General features: G+C 73.0%; 20 protein-coding genes. 3 read left to right on the top strand and 17 right to left on the bottom strand.

The window, feature by feature from the left end:
• Together VGP36_17315 and VGP36_17310 are read right to left on the bottom strand one after the other, a co-directional pair.
• On the bottom strand, nt 1-1,014 hold the full coding sequence (locus VGP36_17315) for an acetamidase/formamidase family protein (GenBank protein ID HEV7656477.1): 1,014 nt from the start codon (nt 1,012-1,014) through the stop codon (nt 1-3).
• A 72-nt stretch (nt 1,015-1,086) separates the two neighbouring features.
• Nucleotides 1,087-2,136, bottom strand: a complete 1,050-nt coding sequence (locus VGP36_17310) for a substrate-binding domain-containing protein (GenBank protein HEV7656476.1) — start codon at nt 2,134-2,136, stop codon at nt 1,087-1,089.
• A 93-nt stretch (nt 2,137-2,229) separates the two neighbouring features.
• Here VGP36_17310 and VGP36_17305 point away from each other — a divergent pair, with 93 nt between their 5' ends.
• Nucleotides 2,230-2,658 carry a MarR family winged helix-turn-helix transcriptional regulator gene (locus VGP36_17305; GenBank protein ID HEV7656475.1) on the top strand — a complete coding sequence of 143 codons (429 nt, stop codon included), beginning with the start codon at nt 2,230-2,232 and terminating at the stop codon, nt 2,656-2,658.
• A 22-nt stretch (nt 2,659-2,680) separates the two neighbouring features.
• On the opposite strand, the gene VGP36_17300 is transcribed toward VGP36_17305, so the two are convergent.
• Nucleotides 2,681-3,679: a hypothetical protein gene (locus tag VGP36_17300; protein ID HEV7656474.1), complete on the bottom strand. Its 999-nt coding sequence runs from the start codon at nt 3,677-3,679 to the stop codon at nt 2,681-2,683.
• A gap of 121 nt (nt 3,680-3,800) precedes the next feature.
• Between VGP36_17300 and VGP36_17295 the strand changes: the two genes are divergently transcribed.
• Nucleotides 3,801-4,808: a cupin domain-containing protein gene (locus VGP36_17295; protein HEV7656473.1), complete on the top strand. Its 1,008-nt coding sequence runs from the start codon at nt 3,801-3,803 to the stop codon at nt 4,806-4,808.
• Nucleotides 4,809-4,832: 24 nt separating this feature from the next.
• Here the strand turns inward: VGP36_17295 and VGP36_17290 are convergent, their stop codons facing one another.
• The 14 genes from VGP36_17290 to VGP36_17225 form a co-directional block, all read right to left on the bottom strand.
• The gene (locus VGP36_17290) at nt 4,833-6,896 is read right to left on the bottom strand and encodes a VWA domain-containing protein (GenBank protein ID HEV7656472.1); all 2,064 of its coding nucleotides are present in this window, start codon (nt 6,894-6,896) and stop codon (nt 4,833-4,835) included.
• Complete coding sequence (locus VGP36_17285) at nt 6,893-7,696, bottom strand: CbbQ/NirQ/NorQ/GpvN family protein (protein ID HEV7656471.1); 804 nt, start codon at nt 7,694-7,696, stop codon at nt 6,893-6,895. The genes VGP36_17290 and VGP36_17285 overlap by 4 nt, the downstream gene beginning before the upstream one ends.
• Nucleotides 7,689-9,152, bottom strand: a complete 1,464-nt coding sequence (locus VGP36_17280) for a hypothetical protein (protein ID HEV7656470.1) — start codon at nt 9,150-9,152, stop codon at nt 7,689-7,691. The genes VGP36_17285 and VGP36_17280 overlap by 8 nt, the downstream gene beginning before the upstream one ends.
• A gap of 23 nt (nt 9,153-9,175) precedes the next feature.
• Complete coding sequence (locus VGP36_17275; GenBank protein ID HEV7656469.1) at nt 9,176-10,309, bottom strand: ABC transporter ATP-binding protein; 1,134 nt, start codon at nt 10,307-10,309, stop codon at nt 9,176-9,178.
• A gap of 4 nt (nt 10,310-10,313) precedes the next feature.
• On the bottom strand, nt 10,314-12,068 hold the full coding sequence (locus VGP36_17270) for an iron ABC transporter permease (GenBank protein ID HEV7656468.1): 1,755 nt from the start codon (nt 12,066-12,068) through the stop codon (nt 10,314-10,316).
• Nucleotides 12,069-12,144: 76 nt separating this feature from the next.
• On the bottom strand, nt 12,145-13,197 hold the full coding sequence (locus VGP36_17265; protein HEV7656467.1) for an extracellular solute-binding protein: 1,053 nt from the start codon (nt 13,195-13,197) through the stop codon (nt 12,145-12,147).
• A 448-nt stretch (nt 13,198-13,645) separates the two neighbouring features.
• Nucleotides 13,646-14,374: a DUF2334 domain-containing protein gene (locus VGP36_17260; protein ID HEV7656466.1), complete on the bottom strand. Its 729-nt coding sequence runs from the start codon at nt 14,372-14,374 to the stop codon at nt 13,646-13,648.
• Nucleotides 14,371-15,528 carry a glycosyltransferase gene (locus VGP36_17255; protein HEV7656465.1) on the bottom strand — a complete coding sequence of 386 codons (1,158 nt, stop codon included), beginning with the start codon at nt 15,526-15,528 and terminating at the stop codon, nt 14,371-14,373. Before VGP36_17255 ends, VGP36_17260 begins: the two co-directional genes overlap by 4 nt.
• Nucleotides 15,525-16,772, bottom strand: coding sequence for a phosphotransferase (locus VGP36_17250; protein HEV7656464.1), 1,248 nt, complete (start codon nt 16,770-16,772; stop codon nt 15,525-15,527). The genes VGP36_17255 and VGP36_17250 overlap by 4 nt, the downstream gene beginning before the upstream one ends.
• Entirely contained in the window at nt 16,766-18,490 is a 1,725-nt protein-coding gene (locus tag VGP36_17245; protein HEV7656463.1) for an alginate lyase family protein, read from the bottom strand. The genes VGP36_17250 and VGP36_17245 overlap by 7 nt, the downstream gene beginning before the upstream one ends.
• A gap of 83 nt (nt 18,491-18,573) precedes the next feature.
• Nucleotides 18,574-19,935 carry a glycosyltransferase family 4 protein gene (locus tag VGP36_17240; protein ID HEV7656462.1) on the bottom strand — a complete coding sequence of 454 codons (1,362 nt, stop codon included), beginning with the start codon at nt 19,933-19,935 and terminating at the stop codon, nt 18,574-18,576.
• Nucleotides 19,928-21,019 (bottom strand): glycosyltransferase, encoded by a 1,092-nt coding sequence (locus tag VGP36_17235; protein HEV7656461.1) that lies wholly within the window; start codon nt 21,017-21,019, stop codon nt 19,928-19,930. Before VGP36_17235 ends, VGP36_17240 begins: the two co-directional genes overlap by 8 nt.
• The gene (locus VGP36_17230; GenBank protein HEV7656460.1) at nt 21,003-22,304 is read right to left on the bottom strand and encodes a nucleotide sugar dehydrogenase; all 1,302 of its coding nucleotides are present in this window, start codon (nt 22,302-22,304) and stop codon (nt 21,003-21,005) included. Before VGP36_17230 ends, VGP36_17235 begins: the two co-directional genes overlap by 17 nt.
• A complete protein-coding gene (locus VGP36_17225; GenBank protein HEV7656459.1) occupies nt 22,301-23,287 on the bottom strand; it encodes an NAD-dependent epimerase/dehydratase family protein in 987 nt (328 codons plus the stop codon). Before VGP36_17225 ends, VGP36_17230 begins: the two co-directional genes overlap by 4 nt.
• 230 nt (nt 23,288-23,517) lie before the next feature.
• Between VGP36_17225 and VGP36_17220 the strand changes: the two genes are divergently transcribed.
• A complete protein-coding gene (locus VGP36_17220) occupies nt 23,518-24,231 on the top strand; it encodes a hypothetical protein (GenBank protein ID HEV7656458.1) in 714 nt (237 codons plus the stop codon).
• The last annotated feature ends 95 nt before the right edge of the window (nt 24,232-24,326 follow it).

Here is a 24,326-nt window from a genome sequence, read left to right as displayed (position 1 = left end):
CTACCGGTGGGCCAGATACTCCGCGGCGATGGTTCGCAGCCGGCCGTGCACGCCCTCGTACGGGACCACCGCACCGAGGTACGCCTTGGCGACCTTCGCGACCATCGTGTAGTTGGGATCGCAGACGTTGCCGACCGCGGCCTCCCCGGCCTGCCCGATCAGCTGGTACGCGTCGAGCTCGTCCAGTCCGGTCAGGCCGGCCGACCAGGTGACGAGGTCGTGCTGGCTGACCCGGAACGCGTCCTCCAGCGGCCGGACCGAGCCGGTCGACATGAGCAGGTCGTCGGACTCCAGCCGCGGCCACGGGGTCGCCGCCGCCTTGACCAGCTCGACCACGACGGTGGTGTGCATGGCCGCCTCGACCGCGACGCCGGTGACCTCGCCGTGGCCCTGCCGGGCGTGCCCGTCGCCGATCGCGAACAGCGCGCCCGGTACGTTCACTCCGAAGTAGACGGTCACGCCGGAGCGCAGCTCGGGGGTGTCCATGTTGCCGCCGTGCACGTCCGGCACCAGCGTCACCCGCGTCTCGGCGGCGGCCGGCGCGACGCCGACCGTGCCGTGCATCGGGTCCAGCGGCAGCTCGACCGTACGGTCCGAGCGGCGGGCGTGGTAGCGGACCACCCCGGCCGCCGCGTCGACGTCGTAGCGCCAGACCCGCTCCTCCAGCGGCGGCTGCAGCGTCGCCGTGCTGTGGGTGGAGGTGAGCGCGCCGAAGTGCGGGAACGTCGAGGAGACGGCCCAGTCCCGGGCCGGGGCGATCTCGGCGAAGTGCAGCGCCAGGGTGTCGCCGGGCTCGGCGCCCGCGACGAAGAACGGTCCGGTGACCGGGTTCAGGTACGGCAGCTCGCAGACCGCGGACGGCAGGTCGTCCGGCCCCTGCACCTTCCCGCCGAAACAGTCCTCAGTGGACAGTACGAGGACGTCGCCCGGCTCGACCCGCAGCACCGGCTCCCGGCCCCCGAAGGTGTACGAGAGCTGTCCGGGCGTGGGGTCGAAGCGGTGCACCTGCGTCATGTGCCCTCCCGGGTGCCTCACCCGGCAGCGTAGACCTGATCTTTGAATCAGAAAAGGTTGACTCTGGAAAGATTAGAACCCGGCGACGACGTCGAGGTCGAGGGCCTCGGCCCGGGCCAGGTAGACCGGGGCCTGCAGATGCCGGCCCCGCATGACGGCCGGGCCGCGGCCGCGGTCGATGACCGTCCCGTCGCAGACCGCGTCCAGCGCCCGGGTGGCCAGGCAGCCGGCCCGCGAGGCCAGCGCGGCCAGCAGCCACATGCCCTCGTAGCAGCTCTCGCCGTGCCCGCCCGGCACCGGCGCCAGCGGGCCGAAGCCGGCGGTGTAGCGGCCGACGAAGCCGAGCCCGGCGTCGGTGGCGACCGAGGCGAAGTAGCCCATCGTCGCGTACAGCTCGCCGGTGGCGTCGCCGCCGACGCCGAGCAGGCCGTTCTCCTCCAGTGCCGGGCACAGCCGCAGCACCCGCTGGGCCAGCGCGCTCGCGGCGAAGGCCCGGTTGAAGTCGACCAGGTCGTGCCCGATCAGCGTGACCAGCACGGCGTCGGCCCGGCTGGCCGCGATCGCGTCCAGCAGCGGCTCCGGGTCCAGCCGGCCGCGGGGCACGTACCGCTCGGCCACCACCCGGGCGTCGACCGCGCGCAGGTAGTCCCGGGCCGCGGCGCCGACCCGCCGGGGCCAGACGTAGTCGTTGCCGAGCAGGAACCAGCGCCGGCCGCGGTTGCGCTCGGCCAGCCAGCGCAGCACCGGGCGCAGCTGCCGGTCCGGGGTCTCGCCGGCCAGGTAGACCCCGGGCGCGCGCTCGCCGCCCTCGTACGGCGCGGTGTAGACGTAGGGGACCGCGGCCCCGATCGCGGTGACCAGCGCCATCCGGACGTCGCTGGAGTGCACGCCGACGACCGCGCGCACCTCGCCCCGGCGGATCAGCGCGGCCACCTCGGCCGCGACCTCCGCGGGCGGGCGGCCGCCGTCGACCAAGGTGAGCTCGACCGTCCGGCCGAGGATCCCGCCGGCCTCGTTGATCTCCCGGGCGGCGAGGGCGGCGCAGTTGACCGCGCCCGGTCCGATGAGGCCGAGCGTCCCGGACACCGGTGCCACCAGGGCAACCCGGACGATGCCCGCCATGCGGCCGAGTATCACCCCGGACCGGGGGATTAGCGACCCTGGTGACACGGTCGTAACCTGACGCTGAGTACACGTCGGGGGGAGGGGGCAACGGTGCCGGAGACGACGCTGCGGTCGCACGTGGCATACCTGCTGGCCGAGGCGGAGCAGGCGGTGAACCGCGGGCTGTCCGAGGCGCTGGCGGCCGAGGGCATGACCGTGGAGCAGTGGCGGATCCTGCGGGCCCTCTCCGACGGCTACGGCCACTCGATGGGCGACCTCGCCCTGGCCGTGCTGATGCCGCACCCGACGCTGACCAAGGCGGTCGACCGGCTCATCGACGACGCGCTGGTCTACCGCCGGCAGGACGACGTGGACCGGCGCCGGGTCGCGGTGTTCCTGGCCGACCGCGGCCAGGAGGTGCTGCTGCGGCTGGACCACCAGGCCGAGGAGCACCACCGCCGCATCGAGGCCGCGTACGGCGCGCAGCGGACCGAGCGGCTCATGCGCGAGCTCGGCCGCCTGGTCGAGAGCCTGGGCTGAGACTCCACTGTGGACGACCGGCTCAGACGACGACCTTCGTCATGATGCCGGCCGGGAAGACCTCGTCCGGGGTCGCCAGCCGGTGCGCGATGCCCTGCTGGTGCGCGTACGTCAGCAGCTGGGTCAGCGTCGCCCGGTTCGGCTCGATCCCGTACGGGAAGGGGTCGCCGCCGAACTGGTCGGCCATCCGCCGGCCGTACGTGGGCAGCCAGGGCAGTGGGTAGCGGGAGACCGCCGGGTCTAGCAGCCGCTCGACGCTGCGGTTCTTCGACTCCAGGAACGCGTTGTAGAGGTTGCGCGCCACCCACGGGTTCTCGTCCAGGATGTGCCGCTGCATCGCGATGATGTGCATGATCGGCCACACCCCGGTGGTCCGGTACTGCTCGAGCTCGCGGGTCTCGAAGTCGGGGTAGAGCCGGACGACGTCGGGATGCCCCTGCAGGAAGCAGGTCGGCGGCCGCGCGATGATGGCGCAGTCGATGTCGCCGGCGGCGAGCAGGTCCGAGAGCGACCGGTCCGCGACCCGGGTGATGGTCACGCCGTCCGGCAGCGACAGCTCGACCTTCTCCTCCCGGCCGGGGGAGTTGGCGCCGGCCTGGTACCACCGGACCTCGTCCAGCGTCACGCCGACCTCGTTGTGCAGCCACCCTCGCATGTAGACGGCGGCGGAGTGGGCCCACTCCGGCGAGCCGATCCGCTTGCCCCGCAGGTCCTCCGCCGTCCGGATGCCGCTGTTCCGGTTGACGTAGAACGAGCCGAACCGGAACAGCCGGGAGCAGATCACCGGCAGCCCGACGATGTCGGGGTCCTCCCGGGTGACCTGGGTCGAGAACTTCGCGATCGACAGCTCGGCGACGTCCCACTCGCGGTGCGCGGTGAACCGGGCGAAGACCTCGTGGTGGCTCAGCACCGACCAGGTGTGCTCGATGCCCTGGGCCCGGACGTCGCCCAGCCGGAAGTCCCGGAAGTGGTCGTAGTCGGTGGTGGCGATGCTCAGGCGGAGCACGGGCGACCTCGTCATCTCTAGATTGGTCTGTCCATCAGCCCTATAGTGGGCAGGGTAGCGGCCGGGTCCGGGATCGGACAGAGCACGGCGCGGTGCAGCGCCGGGGAAGCGAGCCAGCATGGGCAAGAAGGGACGCGTGTTCGTCCGCGGACTCACCTCGGAGACGTACGGCCTCAACGAGTTCCGCAACCGGCAGCTCGAGGCGCCCCGGGTCCGCGACAACGATGTCGTGGTCGACACCGGCGACAACGCCGCGCACTCCGGCGACTCGGCGAAGTCCCGTACCTGGTGGCGGGTCGGCCCGGGGGACGACCCCTTCCTGACCCAGACCATCCAGGTCCACTTCGTCGAGCTGCCCCCGGACAGCGCGAACAACGGGCACGGCCACCAGAACGAAGCCGCCTTCTACATCCTGGAGGGCCGCGGGTACGAGATCCACGACGACCAGCGCTACGACTGGAAGCAGGGCGATCTCGTCTTCGTCCACACCGACTCGGTGCACCGGCACTACAACCCGTACGACGAGAAGGCCGTCGCGCTGGTCATGAAGGCCAAGTGCACCTGGATGTTCCTGGGCCTGATCCAGCAGGGCCGCAGCGGCCCGATCGAGCGCCCGGACGAGTTCGAGGAGCGCTCGGAGTGGGGTCACATCTGGACCCCGGGCGTGCTGGACCGGCAGAAGGTCGTCACGTCCGAGGACGGGGTCTGGGAGACCACGCCGATGGGCCGGATGCGGGTGATGAACGCGGCCGGGATGACGCAGAACCGGCAGTTCGGCGTCGACGTCTTCGAGCTGACGATCCCGGCCGGCAGCCGGTCGGGCAAGCACTGGAAGATGGCCGACGAGATCCTCTACGTGCTCGACGGCGAGGGCTACTCGCTGCACTGGGAGGTCCAGGCCGAGATCGCGGAGAAGTACTACGCGCGCATCGCCAAGGAGCCGACCCGGCACGAGATCCGCCCTGGCGACACGCTCTACGTCCCGCAGAACACGATCGCCCAGCACTTCGCGGCCGACGGCAGCCCGCTGCACCTGCTCTCCTCCCAGAACCGGGTCTTCAAGACCCTGGGCTACGACAACGTCCACTACTTCGAGAACGCCCCGGAGTTCGAGTCGGAGCTGGCCGGCGCGGCTCGGGGCTGACCGCGGCTCGGGGCTGACCGTGGCTCAGGGCTGACCGTGGCTCGGGGCTGACCGCGGCGTGGTCGCCCGGGAGCTCCGGGCGACCACGTACAGCTGGGCCAGCGCCTTCGGCAGGTCCCGGGCGTCGGTGATGACGTGGTACTCGCGCGGGTCGCACATCTCGCTCAGGTAGTCCCCACCCGCCGGGTCCACGGTGACCAGGTACGGCCGGACGCCGCGCTCGCGGGCCTCGGCCAGTGCCCTCGCGGTGTCCGCGACGGCGTAGTCGAGCACGCCGGCGTCGCCGTACTGCTGGCCGTAGTCCAGGTCGTACGGGCGGCCGTCGGAGACGACCAGCAGCACCTTGGTCGCGGCCTCGCTGCGGGCCAGCCGGGCCGTGAGGTGCCGGATCGCCGGCCCCATCCGGGTGGTGTGGTCGGGGACGAGCCCCTCCAGCCGGTGCCGGATCGCCGGTGACCGCCGCTCGTCGAGGTCCTTGACCACCGAGAGCCGGACGTCCTCGCGGCCGCCGCCGGAGAAGCCGTAGATGCCGTAGCCGTCGCCGACCCGCTCCAGCGCCTCGGCCAGCAGGCTGACCGCGTCCCGCTGCAGGTCCAGGATGCGCTCGACCTGCCTGGGCCGGGCCGGGTCCGGCGGCAGCCGCTCGGCCGTGGACGAGCTGAGGTCCACCGCGAGCGCGACCGCGACGTCCCGGCGCTGTTCCCGCAGGGCCGCGTAGACGTTGGGCGACGGCTGGACGCCGGTGCGCAGGTCGATCAGCGCGTCGATGCAGGCGTCGAGGTCCAGGTCGTCCCCGTACGGCTGGCGCGGGACGAGCTCCCGCCCGGCCGGCCGGACCCGCTCCAGCTGCGAGACCAGCCCCGGCAGCAGGTGCCCGTGCCGGGCCAGCGCCCGCCGGTGCCGGCGGTCGGAGCGCACCGGCCGGGGCCGGCGGACCCGGACCAGGCACCAGTCCGGCAGGTAGTGGCCCGCGGGCTGATCCCATTCCGGGTAGACGTACTCGTCCCGGCCGGCGGCGTGCAGCCGGCCGTGCGCGGCGTGGTGGTGGTCGTCGAGGTCGGGACCGTGGTCGTGGGGCAGCGGTTCCGGCGGCCGCTCGGTCGCCGTGACGTCGACGCCGCCGCGCTCGGCCTGCAGCGAGCGCTCGGTGAAGCCGTCGGTGTCGGCGTCCTCGGACTCGGACAGGTCCGGGGTCAGCCGCAGGATCGCCTCCTGCAGCGGCATCCCGGAGGCGGCCTGGCCGGCGTACCGCGGGCCGGGGACGTCGCGGTAGCGGACCGGCGGCAGCCGGACGTCGAGGACCTCGTCGCCCTCCAGCCGAAGCTCCTCGGTGGCCGCGGTCAGTCGCGGGTCGTCCACATCGGACTGGAGGCTGTCGAAGGACACCGGCCGGGCGGTCCGGATCGGGCCCACGTTGGGCAGCCCGGCCAGCACCGCGTAGACCCGGATCGCGGCTTCGGCCGAGGACTCCGCGCTCGCCCGCGGGTCGGCCAGCAGCCGGGCCACCGAGACCACCGTCGACAGTGGACCGAGCAGGGCGTCCGGCGCCGGCACCGAGCGGGCGCCGAGGCTGAGGCGGACCAGCGCCTCCGCGACCGCGGCCCGCGGCGGCAGCAGGGCCAGCTCGGGCCGGTCGGCCAGGGCCTGCTGCCGCACCCGCTCGTACGCCGGGGCCAGGCCGGCGAACAGCCGCAGCGCGGCCGCGTCCACCCGCAGGTCCTCCAGCACCGCGAACACCTCGACCGCGAGCGCGGTCCGGCCGAACAGCCGGGCGAACCGCTCCAGCGGGGGAGCGTCGGAGGGCGGCAGCACCGGCCGGCGGCGGGCGAACAGCGGCTCCGGCGCGTCCAGGTCGAGCGCGAACGTGCCCAGCGTGTGGTGCAGCGACCGGTGCGTGACCGCGACCTGGTACCACTCGCGCTGCTCCGCGATCGGGGCGCGCGCGGGCAGCCGGATCGTGGTCGCGGTGTCCGGGTGCTGCCAGAGGTCGGCGTCGTCGTCGTACGGGACGAGCTCGCCGGCCCGGCCGGCCAGCGCCCGGTAGTAGAGCCCGAGGGCCTGCTGGGAGGACTCGAAGTCCGGCCTCACGCGAGCACGGCCCGGGTGACGTCCCGGACCGCGGCCTGCACGTCGGCGTCGTCGCTGACCGCCTGCACCAGCGCGACGTCGCAGGCCCGCTGGGCCGGCACGCCCTTGCGGATCAGCGCGCCGACGTGGATCAGCAGCCGGGTGCTCGGCCCCTCGATGATGTCCGCCTCGTCCAGGTTGCGCAGTTTGCTGGCCAGGAAGCCGAGCTGGGAAGCGGTGGCACCGTCCACACCGGACTCGTGCGCGATGATCTCCGCCTCGAGCGACGGCGCCGGATAGCCGAACTGGAGGGCCAGGAACCGCTGCCGGGTCGAGGGTTTGAGATCCTTCGCGGTCGCCTGGTAGCCGGGGTTGTAGGAGACGACGAGCAGGAAGTCCGGGTGCGCGGCGACGGTCTCGCCCAGCCGTTCGATCGGCAGCATCCGGCGGTGGTCGGTCAGCGCGTGCAGGATCACGGTGGTGTCCTTGCGCGCCTCGACCACCTCGTCCAGGTAGCACAGCGCCCCGGTCCGGACGGCCCGGGTCAGCGGACCGTCCAGCCAGCTCGTCCCGTCGGCGGACAGCAGGTAGCGGCCGACCAGGTCGGCCGAGGTCATGTCGTCGTGGCAGGTGACGGTGACCAGCGGCTCGTCCACCGGCTGCTCCCGCTCGCGCGCGATCCGCCAGGCCATGTGCTCCACGAAGCGGGTCTTGCCGCAGCCGGTCGGGCCCTTGAGCAGCACCGGGATCCGCTGCTCGTACGCGGCCAGGAACAGCTCGACCTCGTCGCCTGTGGACAGATAGAACGGAGCCTCAGCCACGGTCGAACTCCCCGGTCTGTTCGCGCCGGATCCAGGACACCGGGTCGGGCGCGTAGTCGCGCCGGTAGTCGCCGGGATGGTTGACGCCGGGCAGCGCCGGGATCCAGTCGTACTCCAGGTGGTGGGTGCCGCCGAGGCTGCTGGCCAGCCGGACCACCCGCGGGTGGTCGAGCGCGACGATGCGGCCCTTGTCGATGAGCTTGACCCACTCGCCGGTGTCACGCTGCTTGACCTCGTACGTGGCGAAGAGGTTGTGCACGTGCGGGAAGTGCATCGTCGGCAGCTTGTTGGACTTCGCGTAGTCCAGGAAGGTCTTGTCCCAGTGCTCGGCGCCGAAGCCGAAGTGGATGACACCGGCCTGGGCCCGCTCGGGCAGGTTGGTCCAGGAGTCGTTGTACTTCCAGAGCGTCTCGATCTGCCGGTAGCTCTTGGGGTTCGTGCCGATCGAGCAGTCGTTGAAGTAGTGCCAGCCCCGGTACGGGAAGCCCGGGTACTGGGTGTCGCGGTAGCGCTCGACCACCTCGCGCCAGAGGTCGCCGTACCGGCCGCCGCCCTCGATGCCGGCGATCATGCCGCTCTCGACCGTGACCTGGATGTGCGGGTAGTAGCCGGTGTGGTTGGAGGTCCCGCCGATCACGCCGTTGAGCGTGGGCATGAGGGTCTTCGCCTCGCGCAGGAACGTCTCCACCGGGTGCCCGAAGCGGATGCCCTGGATCGTGGACCCGAGGATGTGCCCGGAGATGTACGCGCCCTGGGGCCAGAGCTCGGCCTGCTGCTCGGTCACCTCCCAGCCGATGTCCGTCCCTTCGGGGCTGGTGATGCGGACCGCGGCGGCCTTGCGGAAGGCGTCGACGACCATCAGGTCGACGGTCCGCCAGATCTCGTCCGGCACCCCGTTCGCCCGCCCGATGAAGTCCTCGTACGTCGAGTAGACCCAGTTGTTGCGGATCCGCTTGCCCGCGGCCCGCTTCCAGTGCGAGCGGCCGGCCTCGCCGGCGTAGACGCCGGTGTAGCCGGGACGGTCGTCGAGGAACCGCTTGAGCGCGGCCGCGGCGACGTTGAACTCGACGCCCTCCTCGATCATCGGCGGCAGCCGGTCGGTGATCTCGCGCCAGCCGTCCGCCGCGCTGTACTCGCGGGTCTCCATGCCGAGGTCGGTCACGTCGATCCGGTCGACCTTGCCGACCCCGATCTCCAGCAGGGCCCGGCGCAGGGCCGCGAACACGACCTCGTTCTGGTGCGGGAAGGTGACGATGAGCAGCTCGTCGCCGGGCTGGATGTCGCCGAGCGCGGACCGGCCGTACCGCCGCCGGACGTGGGCCCGGGCCAACGGCATCAGGTCCTCGATGTCGTCGGTGCGCTCCTGCAGCAGGTAGCGCGGGAAGCGCGGGGCCGGGTACTCGAACCCGGCCAGCGGCGCGGGCACTCCGGGGGCGGCCAGCGGCGGTCGCGGCATGAACTCTCCTGTCCAGTAGGAAATCAGACCTCGGCCGGGTCCGGGACCGGCTCGGCGACGACGGCCCGGCGGCCGGAGATGACGATCGCGCTGTCCGGGTCGGGTTCGAGGAAGACCGCGTCGCCGTGGGAGAGGCCGATCTTCTCCTGGTACACGCGGACCTTGAGCACCTCGTCGTCGACCCGGACGTGGTAGTCCCAGCAGTCGCCGTGGTAGATCGAGAACACGATCGTGCCGGGCCAGGCCTCGTCCGAGTGCTGCCGGCGGGAGAGCCGGAAGCTCTCCGGCCGCATGAACACGCTGACCTCGTCGCCGGGGGAGGCGGTGACCCCGCCGCGGCAGAGCAGCGTCCGGCGGCCGCAGTTGACCAGCGCGCCGTTGCGGCCGGCCGACTCGACCACGCCGCGCAGGTTGTTGGACAGGCCGAGGAAGCGGGCGGTGAACTCGTCCTGCGGGCTGGTGTAGATCGCCTGCGGCAGCCCGCGCTCGACCACGTTGCCGCTGTTCATCACGACCACGTCGTCGGAGATCGCCAGCGCCTCGTCCTGGTCGTGGGTGACGAACACGGTGGTGATGCCCAGGCGCTGCTGGACCTCGCGGATCTCGTCCCGCATCCGGCCGCGCAGGCCCTTGTCCAGGTTGGACAGTGGCTCGTCCAGCAGCAGCACCTTGGGCTCGCGGACCAGCGCCCGGGCCAGCGCGACCCGCTGCTGCTGGCCGCCGGACAGCGCCGGCGCCGGCCGGTCGGCGAACTCGCTCAGCCCCACCGCGTCCAGCGCGGTCATCGCCTGCTGCCGGGCCTGCTCCCGCGGCGGCCGGGGCTTGCTCACCACCAGCGGGAACATCACGTTCTGCAGCACGGTCATGTGCGGCCAGATCGCGTACGACTGGAAGACGATCCCGATCGGGCGCCGGTGCGGTCCGATGTAGACCCGGCGGCCGGGGTCGGAGACGACCTGGCCGCCGATCTCGATGACGCCGGCGTCGGCCCGTTCCAGCCCGGCGATCAGCCGCAGCGTGGTCGTCTTGCCGCAGCCGCTGGGGCCGAGCAGGGTGACCAGCTTGCCCTCGGGGATGTCGAGGTCGATGCCGTCGACGGCGTTGGCGGACACCGCGCGCCCGCGGTACCGCTTGACGACCCCGGTCAGCTTGATCATCGACTCACCCGTTCCTGATGCCGAACCGGCGGGTGAGCAGGCGCACGCCACCGGCGAGGATGCTGAGAAAGAGCACGAGCACGACGCCGAGCGCCGCCACCACCGGGTAGGACCCGTTGGAGTAGAGGTCGAAGACCTGGACCGAGACGACCTCGGTGCCCGACGAGTACAGGAAGATCGCCGCGGACACCTCCCGGAACGAGACGATCATCGTGTAGAGGAACGCGGCCAGCAGCGAGGGCATCAGCAGCGGCACGAAGATCCGCCGGAACGCCTGCCACCAGCCGGCCCCGCTGGCGGTCGCGGCCTCCTCCAGCTCGTCCTTGATCGCTGCCATGCCCGGGACGATGTAGCGCATCCCGTACGGCAGGGTGATCGTCACGAACGCGACGATGAGGATCGCGAGCGTGCCGTAGAGGTGGAACGGCAGCGGCGCGGCCAGGTACCAGTAGAGGATGCCGACGCCCATGACCACGCTGGGCACCGCGATCGGCACGGTCGCGAGCCCGTCCAGCAACCCGCGCCCGCGCAGCTTGGTCTTCACCGTGATGTACGCGACCAGCGCGCTCAGCACGGTGACGATCAGCCCGGACGCGACCGCGGTGATGAGGCTGTTCTTGACCGAGTTCACCAGCCCGGGCCGGACGAAGATCTGCGTGTAGTTGGAGAACGTCAGCCGGTGCAGGGCGCCCCAGGACGGCTGCTCGAAGCCAGGCAGCAGCGAGGACCAGACCAGCATGAGGATCGGCAGCGCGACCGCGATGAGGAAGAACAGCACGAAGAACGCGAACCCGGCCCAGCGCCAGCGGCCGATGTCCTGCCCGGTGGCCCGGAAACCCTTGCCGGTGATGGTCTGCACGGTCGAGGCCGCGGACAGCCGGCGCGACAGCCAGAGCCCGAGCGACGCGATCACCAGCACGAAGATACCGATGGCGCCGACGGTCCCGTAGTCCGGCGGGAAGTTCTGCAACGCCGAGTAGATCCGGCTGACGAACACGAACCGCCGCCCTGGCACGCCGATCAGCTGCGGCACCTCGAACGTCGAGATCGTCTGGATGAACATCAGCAGCCCGGCCGAGAGCATCGCCGGGCGGGCCATCCGCAGCGTGATCACCCGGAAGGTCTTCCAGGGCGAGGCCCCCGAGGCCAGCGAGGCCTCCTCCAGCGACGAGTCCATCGAGGCGAACGCGGCCGTGCCCATCAGGTACGCCACCGGCACCACGTGCATCGACTGAACGAAGATCATGCCGTGCAGGGAGAACACGTTGAACGCGGGCAGCCCGGCGCCGCGCAGGGCGACGTTCCCGGTGCCGCGCTGGGGTGACAGCAGCAGGCTCCAGGCCACCGTGTTGAGGATGCCCGGCACGATCAGCGGGACCAGCGCCGCGATCCGGGCGAACGCCTTGCCCGGGGTGTTGGTGCGGGCGACCAGCCAGGCCAGCAGGAAGCCGAGCACCGTGCAGACGATCGCGGTGGCGCCGGCGTACACGAACGAGTTGAGCACCAGCGTGCCGAAGCCGTCGCTGGTGAAGGTGTCGACGTAGTTCTGGAAGGTCCACGCGCCCGGCGCGATGCCGAGGAAGTTCGTCCGCAGGCTGCTGTAGACCATCGTGCCGATCGGCACCAGCGCCAGGTACGCGACGACCAGCCCGGCCACCGCGAGCGTCACGTACCGCGGGTCGAGCAGGGACCGCCAGTCCCGGCGCTGCTTCGGTGCCTCGACCTCGGGGGTGGAGGTGTCGTCCACCAGCAGGGCCATCACGGGCTCCAATCGCCGACGACGGAGGGAGGTGCGGGTGGCCGGCGCCGGATGACGGCGCCGGCCACCGCGTCTGTCACGGCGCGTGCAGCGCCGACTTCATCTCCGCGAGCTCGGTGTTGTACTCGGCCGCCGGCAGGTTCGGCTTGCCCCACGCGGCCGGCCACTTCGTCTCGTCCCAGACGCTGGCGTCGTTCTTCACGTCCGGCCGGATCGAGGTGTGGTTGGTGATGTCCACGACGGCCTGCTGGCCCTCCTTGGACACGATCCAGTCCTCGAACAGCCGGGCCGCGGCCGGGTGCGGCGCGTCCTTGACCACGTCGACCAGGGTGAGCGAGGCCGGCAGCGGGTCGGAGTTGACGAACTCGACCGAGTCCGGGGTCTTCTCCTTCAGGCTGGAGGCCTTGTAGCCGTACGCGGTGGCGGCGCCGATCGGCTCGCCCGCCTGCACCTGGGTCAGCGCCTGGGTGTGGCTCTCCACGAACACCGGGCTGTTGTCGCCGAGCCGCTTGAGCAGGTCGATCGCCTTGTCGTGGCCCATCGACTGGACCAGGCTGTCGTACCAGTTGACCGCGCTGGGGTCGATGGAGAACTGACCCTTCCAGGCCGGCTGGGTCAGGTCCTCCCAGGACTTCGGCACCGGGAGCCCTTTCTGCGCCACCAGCTTCGGGTTGTACGCGACGGTCGTGGTCACCGCGTAGACCACGCCCTCGTAGCCCTTGGGCAGGTCCAGCCCGGACGGCAGCGCGGAGATGTCCTTGGGCGTGTACGGCTGCAGCGAGCCCGCCTGCAGCAGCTGGGCCACCTGGGGCGAGTCACCGGAGACGATGTCGGCGTTGTGCTTGCCGCCCTTCTGCTCGGTGAGCACCCGCTGCGGGATCTTGTCCGCGGACAAGCGCAGCGAGTTCACCTTCACGTTCGGGTACGTCTTGTTGAACGCGGCGACGATCGGCTGCACGTCGTCGTCGGCGAAGGTCGTGTACCAGGTGAGGGAGCCCTCCTGCGCGGCCTGGGTCGCGAGCTCCTGGGTGGTCTTGGAGTCCAGGCTCGTGTCCGGTGCGGCCGCCGCCGCGCCGCCGCCGCCGGACGAGCCGCCGCAGGCAGCGGCGCCGAGCAACAGGCCGGCCATACTCGCCGGGAGAAGCACTGAATGAAGTCGCCGCCGTCGTCCCATCGCCTGATCCCTCCATTGGGGTCACTCCTGGCGGGGCGTGTGCTGGATCACGCCCGGGCGGCCAGTATGGCAATAAGGTAGGACCATATGTCAACTACTCCACCTACGGTCGTTTCTTATACGTGACCCCACGGATCCACCGTCGCAACGCAGAAGCGCCGGCCGGAAGGAATCCGGTCGGCGCCCGGGTGCGCGCGGAGCCGGCGGAACGGGGTGGGCGGGCGGGGGAGAGACGAGTACTGGCCCCGCCCCCGGAGGGAGATGCCGGGGGCGGGGCCAGGATCTCACCGGGTCCGTCGCCCGGGGGAGCCGGGCGACGGACCTCCCCGCCCCGCACCGGTTCCTGCTGGAGGCAGCGAACCGGATGAGGACGAGCCCTACCGGGTCCTTGGCTGGTCGGGGTTCAGCCAGGGACCGCGGCGAGAGCGGCGAGGGGAGTGGCTCTGGTGTTCGGGTGGGCACCGAGGACCGCCAGCAGCGCGCCGATGGCGGCGAACTCACCCGGGTCGGTGACGGCGTGGTGGAGCATGATCCCGACCGGTTCTCCGGACCGGACGGCGTCGGCGAGCTTCTCGGCGAGCTGGAACGGGGTCCATCGGACGCCCTTGCGGGAGCCGAACCAGTCGACCGTGACCGGGACCTCCGCCACCCGGACGTCCCGCAGGGGCGCGGCCGTGCTGTCCCGGGACAGGATCCGGAAGCCGGTGTCGGCGAGCACCGCGGCGGTGTCGGAGGTGCACCGGTTCCAGGGCGGGGTGAAGACCGGCTCGATCAGGTCGCCGAACGCGTCCCGCAGCAGCGCCTGGCCGCGGGTGATGTCCACGGCCTGCTGGTCGTAGGACCGCGACGGCCCGAACTCGTACTTGCGCCCGGCCGGCTCGTGGTCGACGTGGGCGAAGCCGTGCTGGTGCAGCCGCACCCCGCCGGCCCGGGCCCGGGCGGCCAGCCCGGCGATCAGCGAGGGGGTGAGCGACCCCGGGATGACCGCCACGTCGATCGGCAGCGACCGGCGCCGGAACAGGTCCAGCAGCGCCCAGAGCCGCTCGTCGCCCCAGCCGGCGTCGTCGTCGCGGAAGAAGACCCGGCAGGGCCCCTCGTCCAGGGCGGCCCGGACGGGCTCCAGCCAGCTCATCGGACGGCCAGCTCGGGCGCGAGGATCCGGGCGGTCGTCTCCGCGCCGGTGAGGTCCAGCGGCACCGGCGCCGGGGTGGACCCGGCCGCGTCGACCAGCGCCGCCAGCAGCCGGTCCGGGACCGCGAGGTCGGTGGCCGGCACCATCCGCAGCACGCCGAGCTCGGCCAGCCGGGAGGTCCGGCGGGTCTGCTCGTCCTCGGCTCCCTCCGCGTACGGGACGACGACGGCGGGGGTGCCCGCCCGCAGCAGGTCCATGGTGGTGTTGTACCCACCTTGACTCAGCGACAGCGCGGAGCGGCCGATCTCCAGGGCCAGGTCGTCCACCCGCCGGACCGCCTCCAGCACCGGGCTGTGCCGGGCCTGGTCCCGCAACCAGTCCCAGACCGGCGCCGGCAGGAACGGCCCGGCCACGACCGTGGTCCGCAGCCCGGTCCGGATGAACAGGTCCCGGTGCACCTCGACCGCGGCCCGCACCAGCGGCTCGCCGACCATGCCGCCGCCGGAGGAGACGACGAGCCGGTCGAGCCGGCGGTCGGCCGGGGCCGGGGCCGGCGGCGCGACGAAGCCGGTGTAGAGCACCGGCACCCGCAGCGGGGTCGCCGGGCGGAAGGACTCCTCCAGCGTCGCGAACGCCGGGTCGGCGTGCAGGACGATCGCGTCGAAGGACGCGTTGAGCCGGGTGACCGCGCGCTCGTCGTGCTTCTCCTGCCCGACCGGCCGCTGCACCAGGATGTCGCGCAGGCTGCAGACCACCCGGGGCCGGTCGTCGCCGAGCGCGGCGACCGCGTCCAGCAGCGGCACCAGCTCGAACTCGAACTTGCGCCGGCCGAACGGGTACATCTCGATGAGCACCACCGAGGGCGTGGTCTCCGCCAGCGCGGCCAGGATCAGCCGGGTCCGGGCCGCCTTGGCCGCGGCGACCGTGAACGCCGGGTCGTGGCTGACCAGCTCGACGCCGTCGTCGTGGCCGAGCGGCGGGAGGTTCACCACGTCGATCCCGGCCGGGACCCGGGTGCCGGCCGGGAAGCGGCCGCCGTTGAGCAGCGTCACCTCGAACCGGTCGGTCAGACCCTCCGCAAGCCGGAGGGAGCGGGCCAGGTGGCCGAGGCCCAGGGAGTGCTGACAGTAGAAGAGCAATCGGTCGCGGGTCACAGTCCAACTCCGTTCAACAACACGTCGTCCGCGGTCCGGAGCAGGTCCCCGAGCCGGTCGAGCGTGGGCAGGTGCACCCGGTTCACCGCGCGGACGGCCCGTTCGGCGACCAGCGCCGCCGCGGTGTGCCAGCGCAGGGACCGTTCCGCCGGCAGGGCCCGTACGGTCCGGTAGCCGGCCAGGAAGGCCGCCCGCATCGCGCCGGTGTCGCCGTCCTGGTGCAGCCGGGCGATGAGGCTGCCGATGTCGGCCGCGGCCGGGCCGGTGCCGGCCTGGTCGAGGTCGATCAGCGCGATCGCGTCACCGTCGACGAGCGCGTTCTTGGGGTGGCAGTCGCCGTGCAGCGGCACCGGGGAGCCGCCGGGGGGCGGCCCGTCGGCGAGCCGGTCGGCCAGCCGCAGCGCCTGCCGGGACACGTCCGGGCGGGCCAGCGCGACGAGGTGCGCGCTGTGCACGACCCGGCGTACGTCCAGGCGGGCGAAGCGGGGCAGCCCGGCCGCGGCGCGGTCGCCCGAGTCGTGCAGGGTGGCGATGGCGACGCCGAGCCGGCGGATCGCGGCGGTCAGCGCCGGCCCGTCCAGCTCGCCCCACTGCACACCCGGCATCGGCTGCATGACCAGCACGCCACGCTCGGGGGAGCGGCCCAGCGGCAGCGGCGAGCTCAGCCCGGCGCCGGCCAGTACGCCGGCGATCCGGCCGTACCGGTCGGCCCGCTCGCCCACGTCCACGGTCCCCGGCGCGTACGCCTTGGCGTACCCGACCGGCGTCCCGGCCCGGTCGAGCGCGCGGAACGTCGCGGCCCGCTCGGGGGAGTACTCGACCAGCTCGCTCGTCGCCCAGCCGGAGGCGAGCGCGGCCAGGTCCGGCGCCGGGCGGAGGATCTCGTCCAGCCGCTGCAGCCGGCGGTCGGCCGGGAAGGACCACCAGACCGCGTCCAGGGCCGGGTCGTGCACGACCCCCGGCCCGGCCGCCTTCCGGTACGCCGACGCGCTGTCGCCGCCCCGGAACACCCGGACCGTCCGCAGCCCGCAGGTCCCGTCCACGCCGACCCGGTAGGTGACGCGCAGGCTCTCGCCGATCCGGTACTTCACCCGGACCAGCTCGCAGTCCTCGACGACCCGGCCGTCCAGTGCGGTCAGCTGGTCGCGGGCCGCGTCCTGGTCCAGCAGCAGGTCCCGGGCCGGCAGCGCCGGGTCCGGCGCGAAGCCGTGCCGGACGCCGATCGTCCCGGCCGCGGTCAGCATGTCCGCTCCCATCCGTGGTCGGACCCGGCCAGGGACCAGTGCACGGTGTCGGTGCCGAGTCCGGGCCGGTGCACCCGGACCTCGACCCGGTCGCCGGTCACCTCGGCCTCCGCCCGGGCCGGCCCGTCGCCGCCGGGCACGATGACCGTGACCAGGTCGACGTCGGCGCCGGCGGCGGCCAGCACGGCGACGGGAGCCGGCTGCTTGCGCCCGTACGAGGCCGAGATCCAGCCGTCGGTCACGCTCAGCTCGCCCAGCGGGGTCAGCAGCTGCAGCCCGGGCGCGGCCAGCCGGTCCGGCTCCAGCTCGACCGCGCCGGCCGCGGTCGGGGCCAGGTGCCAGCGGGCCTCGTACGTGTGCGGGGTCGCGGCCCGCAGCCGGTCGTGGACGATCCAGTAGTCGTCGTCGACGAACGCGACGGTCCGGGTGTGCACGGCGTCGTAGCAGGGGCTGGTGACCTCGGCCCGCAGCAGGTCCAGCCCGGCGGTGGTCCACCGGTCCAGCAGCCGCGCGGTCGAGGTCGGCTTGCCCTTGGCCGGCTTGCCCGGCCGGTACGGCGTCTGGTCCAGGCCGTCCACGCAGACCGTGTTGTGGGCCGCGGTGCCCTTGAACCAGTGCCGCCAGCCGGGGGCGCCGTCGAGCGTGCCGTACTCGGCGTCGTAGGTGTAGCGGCCCGGGTCGGCCACCAGCAGCCGGCCGCCGGCCGCGATCTCCACCGAGAGCTGGTCGTAGTGCCCGTGGCCGCCGTCACCGAGCGGGCCGGCGTCGAGGATCAGCCAGCGCTCGTCGGCGTACGCCCGGTCGCCGTCGCCCCAGCCGCTGCGCTGGATGAAGTAGCCGCCGACCGGGAAGTCGGCGCCGGTGTCGGCCGGGACGCTGCCGGCGGTGCCGGCGGTCGCGGCCCAGCGCAGGTCCGCGCGCTCCAGCAGGTCGGCGCCCAGCAGCAGGACGGCGCGGAAGTCGCCCTGGTCGCCGTCGGACAGCGCCGGGGTCAGCCCGTCGGGGCGCTGCACGTGCAGTGCGAAGTCGCAGGCCCGGCCGGCCGCGGCCAGCAGCTCCGGCGGCACCTCGAGGTCGAAGCGGCGGGCGTTGGCGATCGCGCCGAGCAGCGAGCGCAGCACGATCAGGTGATAGTCGGTGCTGCACTCACGGTGCACGCCGTCGGCCCAGATGTCGGTGTCGGCGTTCGCGGCCAGCCGGTTCAGCGCGCGGCGGGCCACCATGTCCTCGTCGAGGGCGAGGCCGGCCAGCAGCAGCGCGTACAGCTCCAGGGTGCGGTGGTTGCGCTCCGGGGTGAGGTGCGCCTCCAGGTGCGCGACGTCGGCCCGCAGCCGGGAGACCAGCAGCTCGGCCAGGCCCGGGCGCAGCCCGGCGAAGTCCGGGTCGGCGGCGAACCGCTGCCAGGCGTACAGCCAGTTCTGGATCCGGCGGGCCGAGACGTCGGACGTGTCGTGCCCGACCGGGACCTGGTAGCAGAAGGACTCGACCAGGTCCTCCCAGGCGGTCAGGAACCCGCCGTCCCCGGTGGCCACGCACGCGTACGCCAGGTCGAGACCCTCGTAGAGCTTCACCCACTCGATGCGCCACTCGGGATCGCCGAGACCGCCGCCGATCCAGTCGGGGCGGCGGCCCAGGTCGAGCGCCACCCCGCAGTGGCTGAACCGGCCGGCCTTCGCCGCCCGCGCCACCGCGAGGTCACGCCCGAGGTCGTCGATCACGCAGAACACCGAACGGGGAACGGCCGGCAGTCGCCCCACCACCGGCCGTTCCACCGCCGGCCCGCCCGCGACCAACGGGGCTGTCACGGCCGGCCGCCGTGAAACAACCCCGCCATCCTGCGGGCGAGCACGTCGCCGTCGAACCGTTCCGCCACGGTCGCCCGGCCGGCCGCGGCCAGTCGGTCCCGCAGCGGCGCGTCGGCAGCCAGCTTGAGCAGTGCCCCGGCCAGCGCGGCCGGGTCCTCGGGCGGCACCAGCAGCCCGTTCTCGCCGTCCCGGACGAGCTCCGGGATGCCGGACACCGCGGTCGAGACGACCGGCAGCCCGGCCGCCATCGCCTCGACCATGACGTTGGGGATGCCGTCCCGGTCGCCGTCGCCGTCGACCCGGCACGCCAGCGCGAAGACGTTCGCGCTGCGGTAGAGCTCCAGCAGCTCGCACTGGGTCAGCGGGCCGGTGAAGCGGACCAGCTCCGGGCAGCGCTCGGCCACCAGCGCGCGGATCCGCCCGGCGTCCGGGCCGTCCTCGCCGGCGATGACCAGCTCCAGGTCGACGCCGCGGTCGCGGAGGTCGGCGACGGCCTCGACCAGCACGTCGAAACCCTTCTTCGGCACCATCCGGCCGACCGCGACGACCTTCAGGCCGGTTCCGGACCGGGCAGGCTCAGGTTCCTCGTCGTCGTCACCCTCGATGCGCCGCGCTTCCGCCCGCATGCCGGTGAACGCCGGCAGCAGCGCGGCGAAGTCCGCGTTCAGCCCGTGGTAGATGAGGTGCACGTCCGCGGTCGGCTCCAGCCGCTGCAGGTGCGCCTTGTTCGCGCCGGTGCAGGTGACCACGAACGAGGCCGCCCGCATCTTGCGCGGCAGCAGCCCGGCCGGGTTCAGCGACTCCCGGTAGATGTCCTTGGCGTGCCCGGTGAAGGAGAACGGCAGCCCGGTCAGCATCGAGGCCAGCCAGGTCACGGTCGTGGTGCCGTGCGCGAAGTGCGCGTGCAGGTGCCGTACGTCCCCGGCCTGGTCCAGCCGGTCGGCCAGGTCGACGGCCTGCAGGAACTCCTTGAGGTAGATCGAGCGCGGCCGCAGCCCCTTGCGGGCCCGGATCGCCTGCCGGAGCGCGGTCGCCGCGGTCCGGGCGACCTTGACCGGGTGCTTGCGGGCGTAGCGGCCCAGCGGCGCCCGGAACGAGCCGAAGTTCTCCCGCAGCCAGCGCGGCACGGTGGTGTTCGACAGCGAGGTCGCGTCCGGCAGGTACGACGGGGTCGCCTCGATCTTGTCGACGACCGGGTGGTGGTCGCTCTCCTCGGCCGGCTTGAGCACGAACAGCCGCAGCGGCAGTCCGAGCTGCTCCAGCCGCCAGATCTCGCTGGCGATGAACAGCTCGGAGATGCGCGGGTAGCCCTTCAGGACGTACCCGATGGTGTCCCGGTGTTCCTCGAACTCAGCCATACGCCCGCTCCAGCACCCGGCAGAACTCCTCGGTCCGGCTGGTCAGCCCGAACTCGGTCTCGGCGACCGCGCGGGCGCCGCGGCCGAGCTCGGCCCGCCTCGCCGGCGAGTCGATCAGCGCCGCGATCGCCGCGGCCAGCGCGTCCGGGTCCCGGGGCGGGACCAGGGTGCCGGTGACGCCGTCGCGGACCGCGGACGGGATCGCCGCGACCTCGCTGGCCACCACCGGGCGCTGGCTGGCCATGCTCTCCAGCACCACGTTCGGCAGGCCGTCGCGGTCGCCGGCCGAGTCGACCACGGAGGGGACCACGACCACGTCGGCCGAGGCGTAGTACTCCGGCAGCGTCGCGTGCGTGCAGCGGCCGACCAGCTCGACCCGGTCGGCCAGCCGGTGCGCGTCGATCAGCGCGGTCAGCGCCGGGCGCAGCGGGCCGTCGCCGACCAGCCGCAGCCGGTACGGCCGGTCCAGCCGGGACAGCGCCTCCAGCAGGACCTCGAAGCCCTTCTTCTCCACCAGCCGGCCGACCGCGAGCAGCTGCACCGGGTCGTGCTCGGCCGGCCGGGTCGCCGGGAAGGCGACCAGGTCCACGCCGTGCCGGACCACCGTCGGGGTGGTGCCGGCGGCCTCGACCTCGGCCGCGGCGTCGTCGTTGCAGGCGACCACGAGGGCCGCGCCGCGGGCACGCTCGCCGAGCTCGTCGCGCGGCACCTTGCGCGCGTCCAGCGCGTGCACGCTGAACCCGTACGGGACGCCGAACTTGCTCGCGACCGCGGCGGCCACCGCGGCCGGCGCGTGCGCGAAGTAGCCGTGCACGGCCGAGATGCCGATCCCGTCCAGCCGCTGCACGGCCGCCTCGGCCTGCGCGTCGACGTCGCCGGGCGGCAGCACCTCGACCAGCGGCTCGAGCTCGGCCGCGGCCGGGTGCGGCGGCCCGCCGTCGCCGGTCTTCAGCGCCAGCACCGCGGCGAGCATCCCGGCCCGCTTCAGCGCCAGCACCTCGTTCAGCGCGAAGGACTCGGAGACCCGCGGCCAGCCGGAGAGGATGACCGCGACCCGCGGCCGGCCGTTAGAGCTGCTCGACATCGGGGCCGTCCAGGCGGTGCCGGGTGTCCAGGACGAGCTTCGCGTGCCGCTGGACCAGGTCGTAGTCGAAGGCGTCGTGGTCGGTGACGAGCACGACCGCGTCGGCCCGCTCGATCTCCTCCCGGCTCAGCTCCACCCGGCGGGTGATCGCGTCCACCGGCATGTCCTCGACGACATGCGGGTCGGCCACCGCGACCTCGGCCCCGTCCGCGACCAGCCGGTGGATCAGCGCCACCGACGGGGACTCCCGGGCGTCGCCGGCGTTGCGCTTGTACGCCAGGCCCAGCACCAGCACCTGGGCCCGCGACATCGCGATGCCGTGCCGGTTCAGCGCCCGCATCAGCCGGGAGGCGACGTAGTCGGGCATGTGGTCGTTGATGTCGTTGGCCAGCTCGACGAACCGGAAGGACCGGCCCAGCCGCTGCCGTACGGTCCAGGACAGGTAGCTGGGGTCGATCGGCAGGCAGTGCCCGCCCACGCCCGGCCCCGGGGTGAACTTCATGAACCCGAACGGCTTGGTCGCCGCCGCGTCGATCGCCTCCCACACGTCGATGCCGAGGTCGCTGGCGAACATCGCCAGCTCGTTGACCAGGGCGACGTTGACGTGCCGGAAGGTGTTCTCCAGCAGCTTGGCCATCTCCGCGGCCTTGCAGTCCGAGACCCGCACGGTCCGCTGGACGAAGGTCGAGTAGAACTCGTCGGTCCGGTCCAGCGACCGCTCGCCCAGGCCGGAGACCAGCTTCGGGGTGGTCTCCAGGTCCCAGGTCTGGTTGCCCGGGTCGATCCGCTCGGGGCTGTAGCCGACGGAGAAGTCGGTGCCGGCGATGAGCCCGGAGCCGTTCTCCAGGATCGGCGCGAACAGCTGCTCGGTGGTGCCCGGGTAGGTGGTGGACTCCAGCACGACCAGGCAGCCCGGCCGCACGTACGGGGCCAGCATGTGCGCGGCGGACTCGATGAAGCTGAGGTCGGGCGCGCCCTCGTGCAGCGGGGTCGGCACGGTGACCACGGCGACGTCGAAGCCCTCGCAGGCGGCCGCGTCGTCGGTGATCGCATACCGGCCGGAGCGCAGCGCGGCCTCCAGGACCACCCGCGGCACGTCCTCGACGAACGAGTCGCCGTCCGCGAGCCGCTTGACCCGCGCGGTGGACAGCTCGACGCCGATCACGTCGTGCCCGGCGGCGACCGCCCTCATCGACAGCGGCAGGCCGACGTAGCCCTGGCCGAGGACGGCGACCCGCAGCGGCTTCACGGGGCGGTGGACGGCGGTCTCCAGCGTGGCGGTCACGACGCCCTCCCGGCGATCAGCGAGATGTCGGCGGTGACGTCGGCCTCGCGGCGCTCGCGCACCCAGTCCAGCTCGGTCCGCAGCCCGTCGCGCAGCGCGACCCGCGGCCGCCAGCCCAGGCCGCGGCGGGCCTTGCCGGTGTCGCCGGCGGTCCGGCGGACGTCGCCGATCTGGGTGGCCTGGCGCTCGACCGGGACGGCCCGGCCGGTCATCTGGCCGAGCAGCCGGATGACCTCCAGCATCGAGGCCTCCTCGCCGCCGCCGATGTTGAGCACCGGGTCGATGTGGTCGGCGGTCAGCGCCTTGACGACCGCGTCGACCGCGTCGTGGACGTGGGTGAAGTCGCGGATCTGGGAGCCGTCGCCGCGCAGCGTGAAGTGCGGGCCGCCGGTCGCGGCCTCGCAGAGCCGGCGGATCGCCATGTCCGGGCGCTGGCGCGGGCCGTACACGGTGAAGAACCGCATGCCGACCGTGGGCAGGCCCATCCCGGCGTAGACCTCGGCGAGCTTCTCGCAGGCCTGCTTGGTCACGCCGTACGGGGAGCGAGGACGGGTGGGGGTGTAGTCCTCGAAGCAGGGGTACGCCTCGGCGTCGCCGTACACGGACGAGGAGGAGGCATAGACGACCCGCGGGCACCCGGCGCTCGCGGCGGCCTCGAACAGGCGCTGCGTCGCCAGCAGGTTGTCCTGCAGGTACTGGTTGAAGCCGGTTCCGAAACTGCCCAACACACCAGGCTGCGCTGCAAGGTGAACGATCAACGGGCGGTCAGCAAGCAACTTGTGCAGGGGGGTGGTCGCAACGTCCGCACGGACCAGGTCGAACCGGCGCTCGCCGACCAGGCCGGCGAGGTTCGCCTCCTTGTCGGCGGTCGCGTAGAAGGGGCTGAACGAGTCGACCCCGGTCACCCACCACCCCTCGGCCACGAGTCGCTCGGCCAGGTGGCTGCCGATGAAACCGGCGCTTCCCGTGATGACTGCTCTCATGGTGGCTCCTCGCCCCCGACCGTTCCCGGCGGTCAGTCACCGCCGGGACATCTGCTGTTTGACGGTTCAAACTGTCCTGGCAGAGGGGCACGGATCTCCATTGCACCTGCGTCCTAGTACTCCGGTACGGCCGGGGTCCTCTGGTCGTAGGACCTTCGGACACCTGACGGGGTAGCGGCGGGATGGGAGACTGCTCCCACAGCTGCGTCCCCGGATGAAGGAGGTTGACCGTGGTTGCGGTGGCCCCCGGTGCTTCGGCACCTCCGGACGGACCGCCCGAGCGCGAGCCGAGCACCGACGCGTTCGCCGGGCGCCCGCCGGGCGCGCCGTCCGAGGCCCGTACCACGACCATCGACCTGTCCGGTGCCGCCGCGGCCGCTCCGCCGCCGGGCGGGCAGCGCCTGGGCGCGGTGCCCCTGCGGCACATCGTCGGCGCCCGCGCCAGCGACGGCCGGTGGCTGGTCCGCGCCCGCCGGACCGTCCGGGTCGGCGGCTGGCTGGCCGGGACCGCGGTCGTCGGCACCGGGCTGTTCACCCTCTGGGTGCTGCTGTTCAGCACGATCTCCGGCGGCGACGTCCTCGACGGCAACCCGTTGCCGCGGCACGACGGCAACACGGTCTCGGTCCAGGAGAACGGCGTGACCCCGCCGGCATCGACGGTCGCGCCGACCACGCCGGCCGCGAAGACCAGCGCGCCGGCGGCGAAGACCGTGCCCAGCCCGACCTCGGGCAAGGGCCGGACCTCGGCCACCTCCGGCAGCGGGTCCGGGCGCAACGGCGCCGACGACCCGCCCGGGGACGACGCCGGTGGCGCGCGGAACACGGCTCCGACGGTGCCCGCGACCGGCGGCGGTGGATCCGGCCGCGGCTCCGGCTCGAGCGGTGGCGGCGGCAGCGGCTCCGGCGGTGGGTCCAGCGGCGGCGGGCACGGCGCCGACGGCTGATCCCTCCCAGCACCACGTCCCCCCGTACCGATCCGGTGCGGGGGGACAGCTGTGTCCGGGGTCTGTCCGGGCCGGTGGGGCCGGTGCTACGACCA

The organism is Mycobacteriales bacterium (genome assembly GCA_035995165.1).
Taxonomy (GTDB): domain Bacteria; phylum Actinomycetota; class Actinomycetes; order Mycobacteriales; family CADCTP01; genus CADCTP01.
The sequence above is the reverse complement of the archived record's forward strand: the minus strand, read 5'-3'. Positions and strand labels throughout refer to the sequence as shown.

Excerpts from the sequence above, each read along its gene's own strand:
- VGP36_17300 (HEV7656474.1), bottom strand. The coding sequence starts at position 3,679 with ATGACGAGGTCGCCCGTGCTCCGCCTGAGCATCGCCACCACCGACTAC.
- VGP36_17250 (HEV7656464.1), bottom strand. The coding sequence starts at position 16,772 with ATGCTGACCGCGGCCGGGACGATCGGCGTCCGGCACGGCTTCGCGCCG.
- VGP36_17265 (HEV7656467.1), bottom strand. The coding sequence starts at position 13,197 with ATGGCCGGCCTGTTGCTCGGCGCCGCTGCCTGCGGCGGCTCGTCCGGC.
- VGP36_17310 (HEV7656476.1), bottom strand. The coding sequence starts at position 2,136 with ATGGCGGGCATCGTCCGGGTTGCCCTGGTGGCACCGGTGTCCGGGACG.
- VGP36_17225 (HEV7656459.1), bottom strand. The coding sequence starts at position 23,287 with ATGAGAGCAGTCATCACGGGAAGCGCCGGTTTCATCGGCAGCCACCTG.
- VGP36_17275 (HEV7656469.1), bottom strand. The coding sequence starts at position 10,309 with ATGATCAAGCTGACCGGGGTCGTCAAGCGGTACCGCGGGCGCGCGGTG.
- VGP36_17240 (HEV7656462.1), bottom strand. The coding sequence starts at position 19,935 with ATGGCTGAGTTCGAGGAACACCGGGACACCATCGGGTACGTCCTGAAG.
- VGP36_17235 (HEV7656461.1), bottom strand. The coding sequence starts at position 21,019 with ATGTCGAGCAGCTCTAACGGCCGGCCGCGGGTCGCGGTCATCCTCTCC.
- VGP36_17315 (HEV7656477.1), bottom strand. The coding sequence starts at position 1,014 with ATGACGCAGGTGCACCGCTTCGACCCCACGCCCGGACAGCTCTCGTAC.
- VGP36_17260 (HEV7656466.1), bottom strand. The coding sequence starts at position 14,374 with ATGAGCTGGCTGGAGCCCGTCCGGGCCGCCCTGGACGAGGGGCCCTGC.
- VGP36_17280 (HEV7656470.1), bottom strand. The coding sequence starts at position 9,152 with ATGCCGCGACCGCCGCTGGCCGCCCCCGGAGTGCCCGCGCCGCTGGCC.
- VGP36_17270 (HEV7656468.1), bottom strand. The coding sequence starts at position 12,068 with ATGGCCCTGCTGGTGGACGACACCTCCACCCCCGAGGTCGAGGCACCG.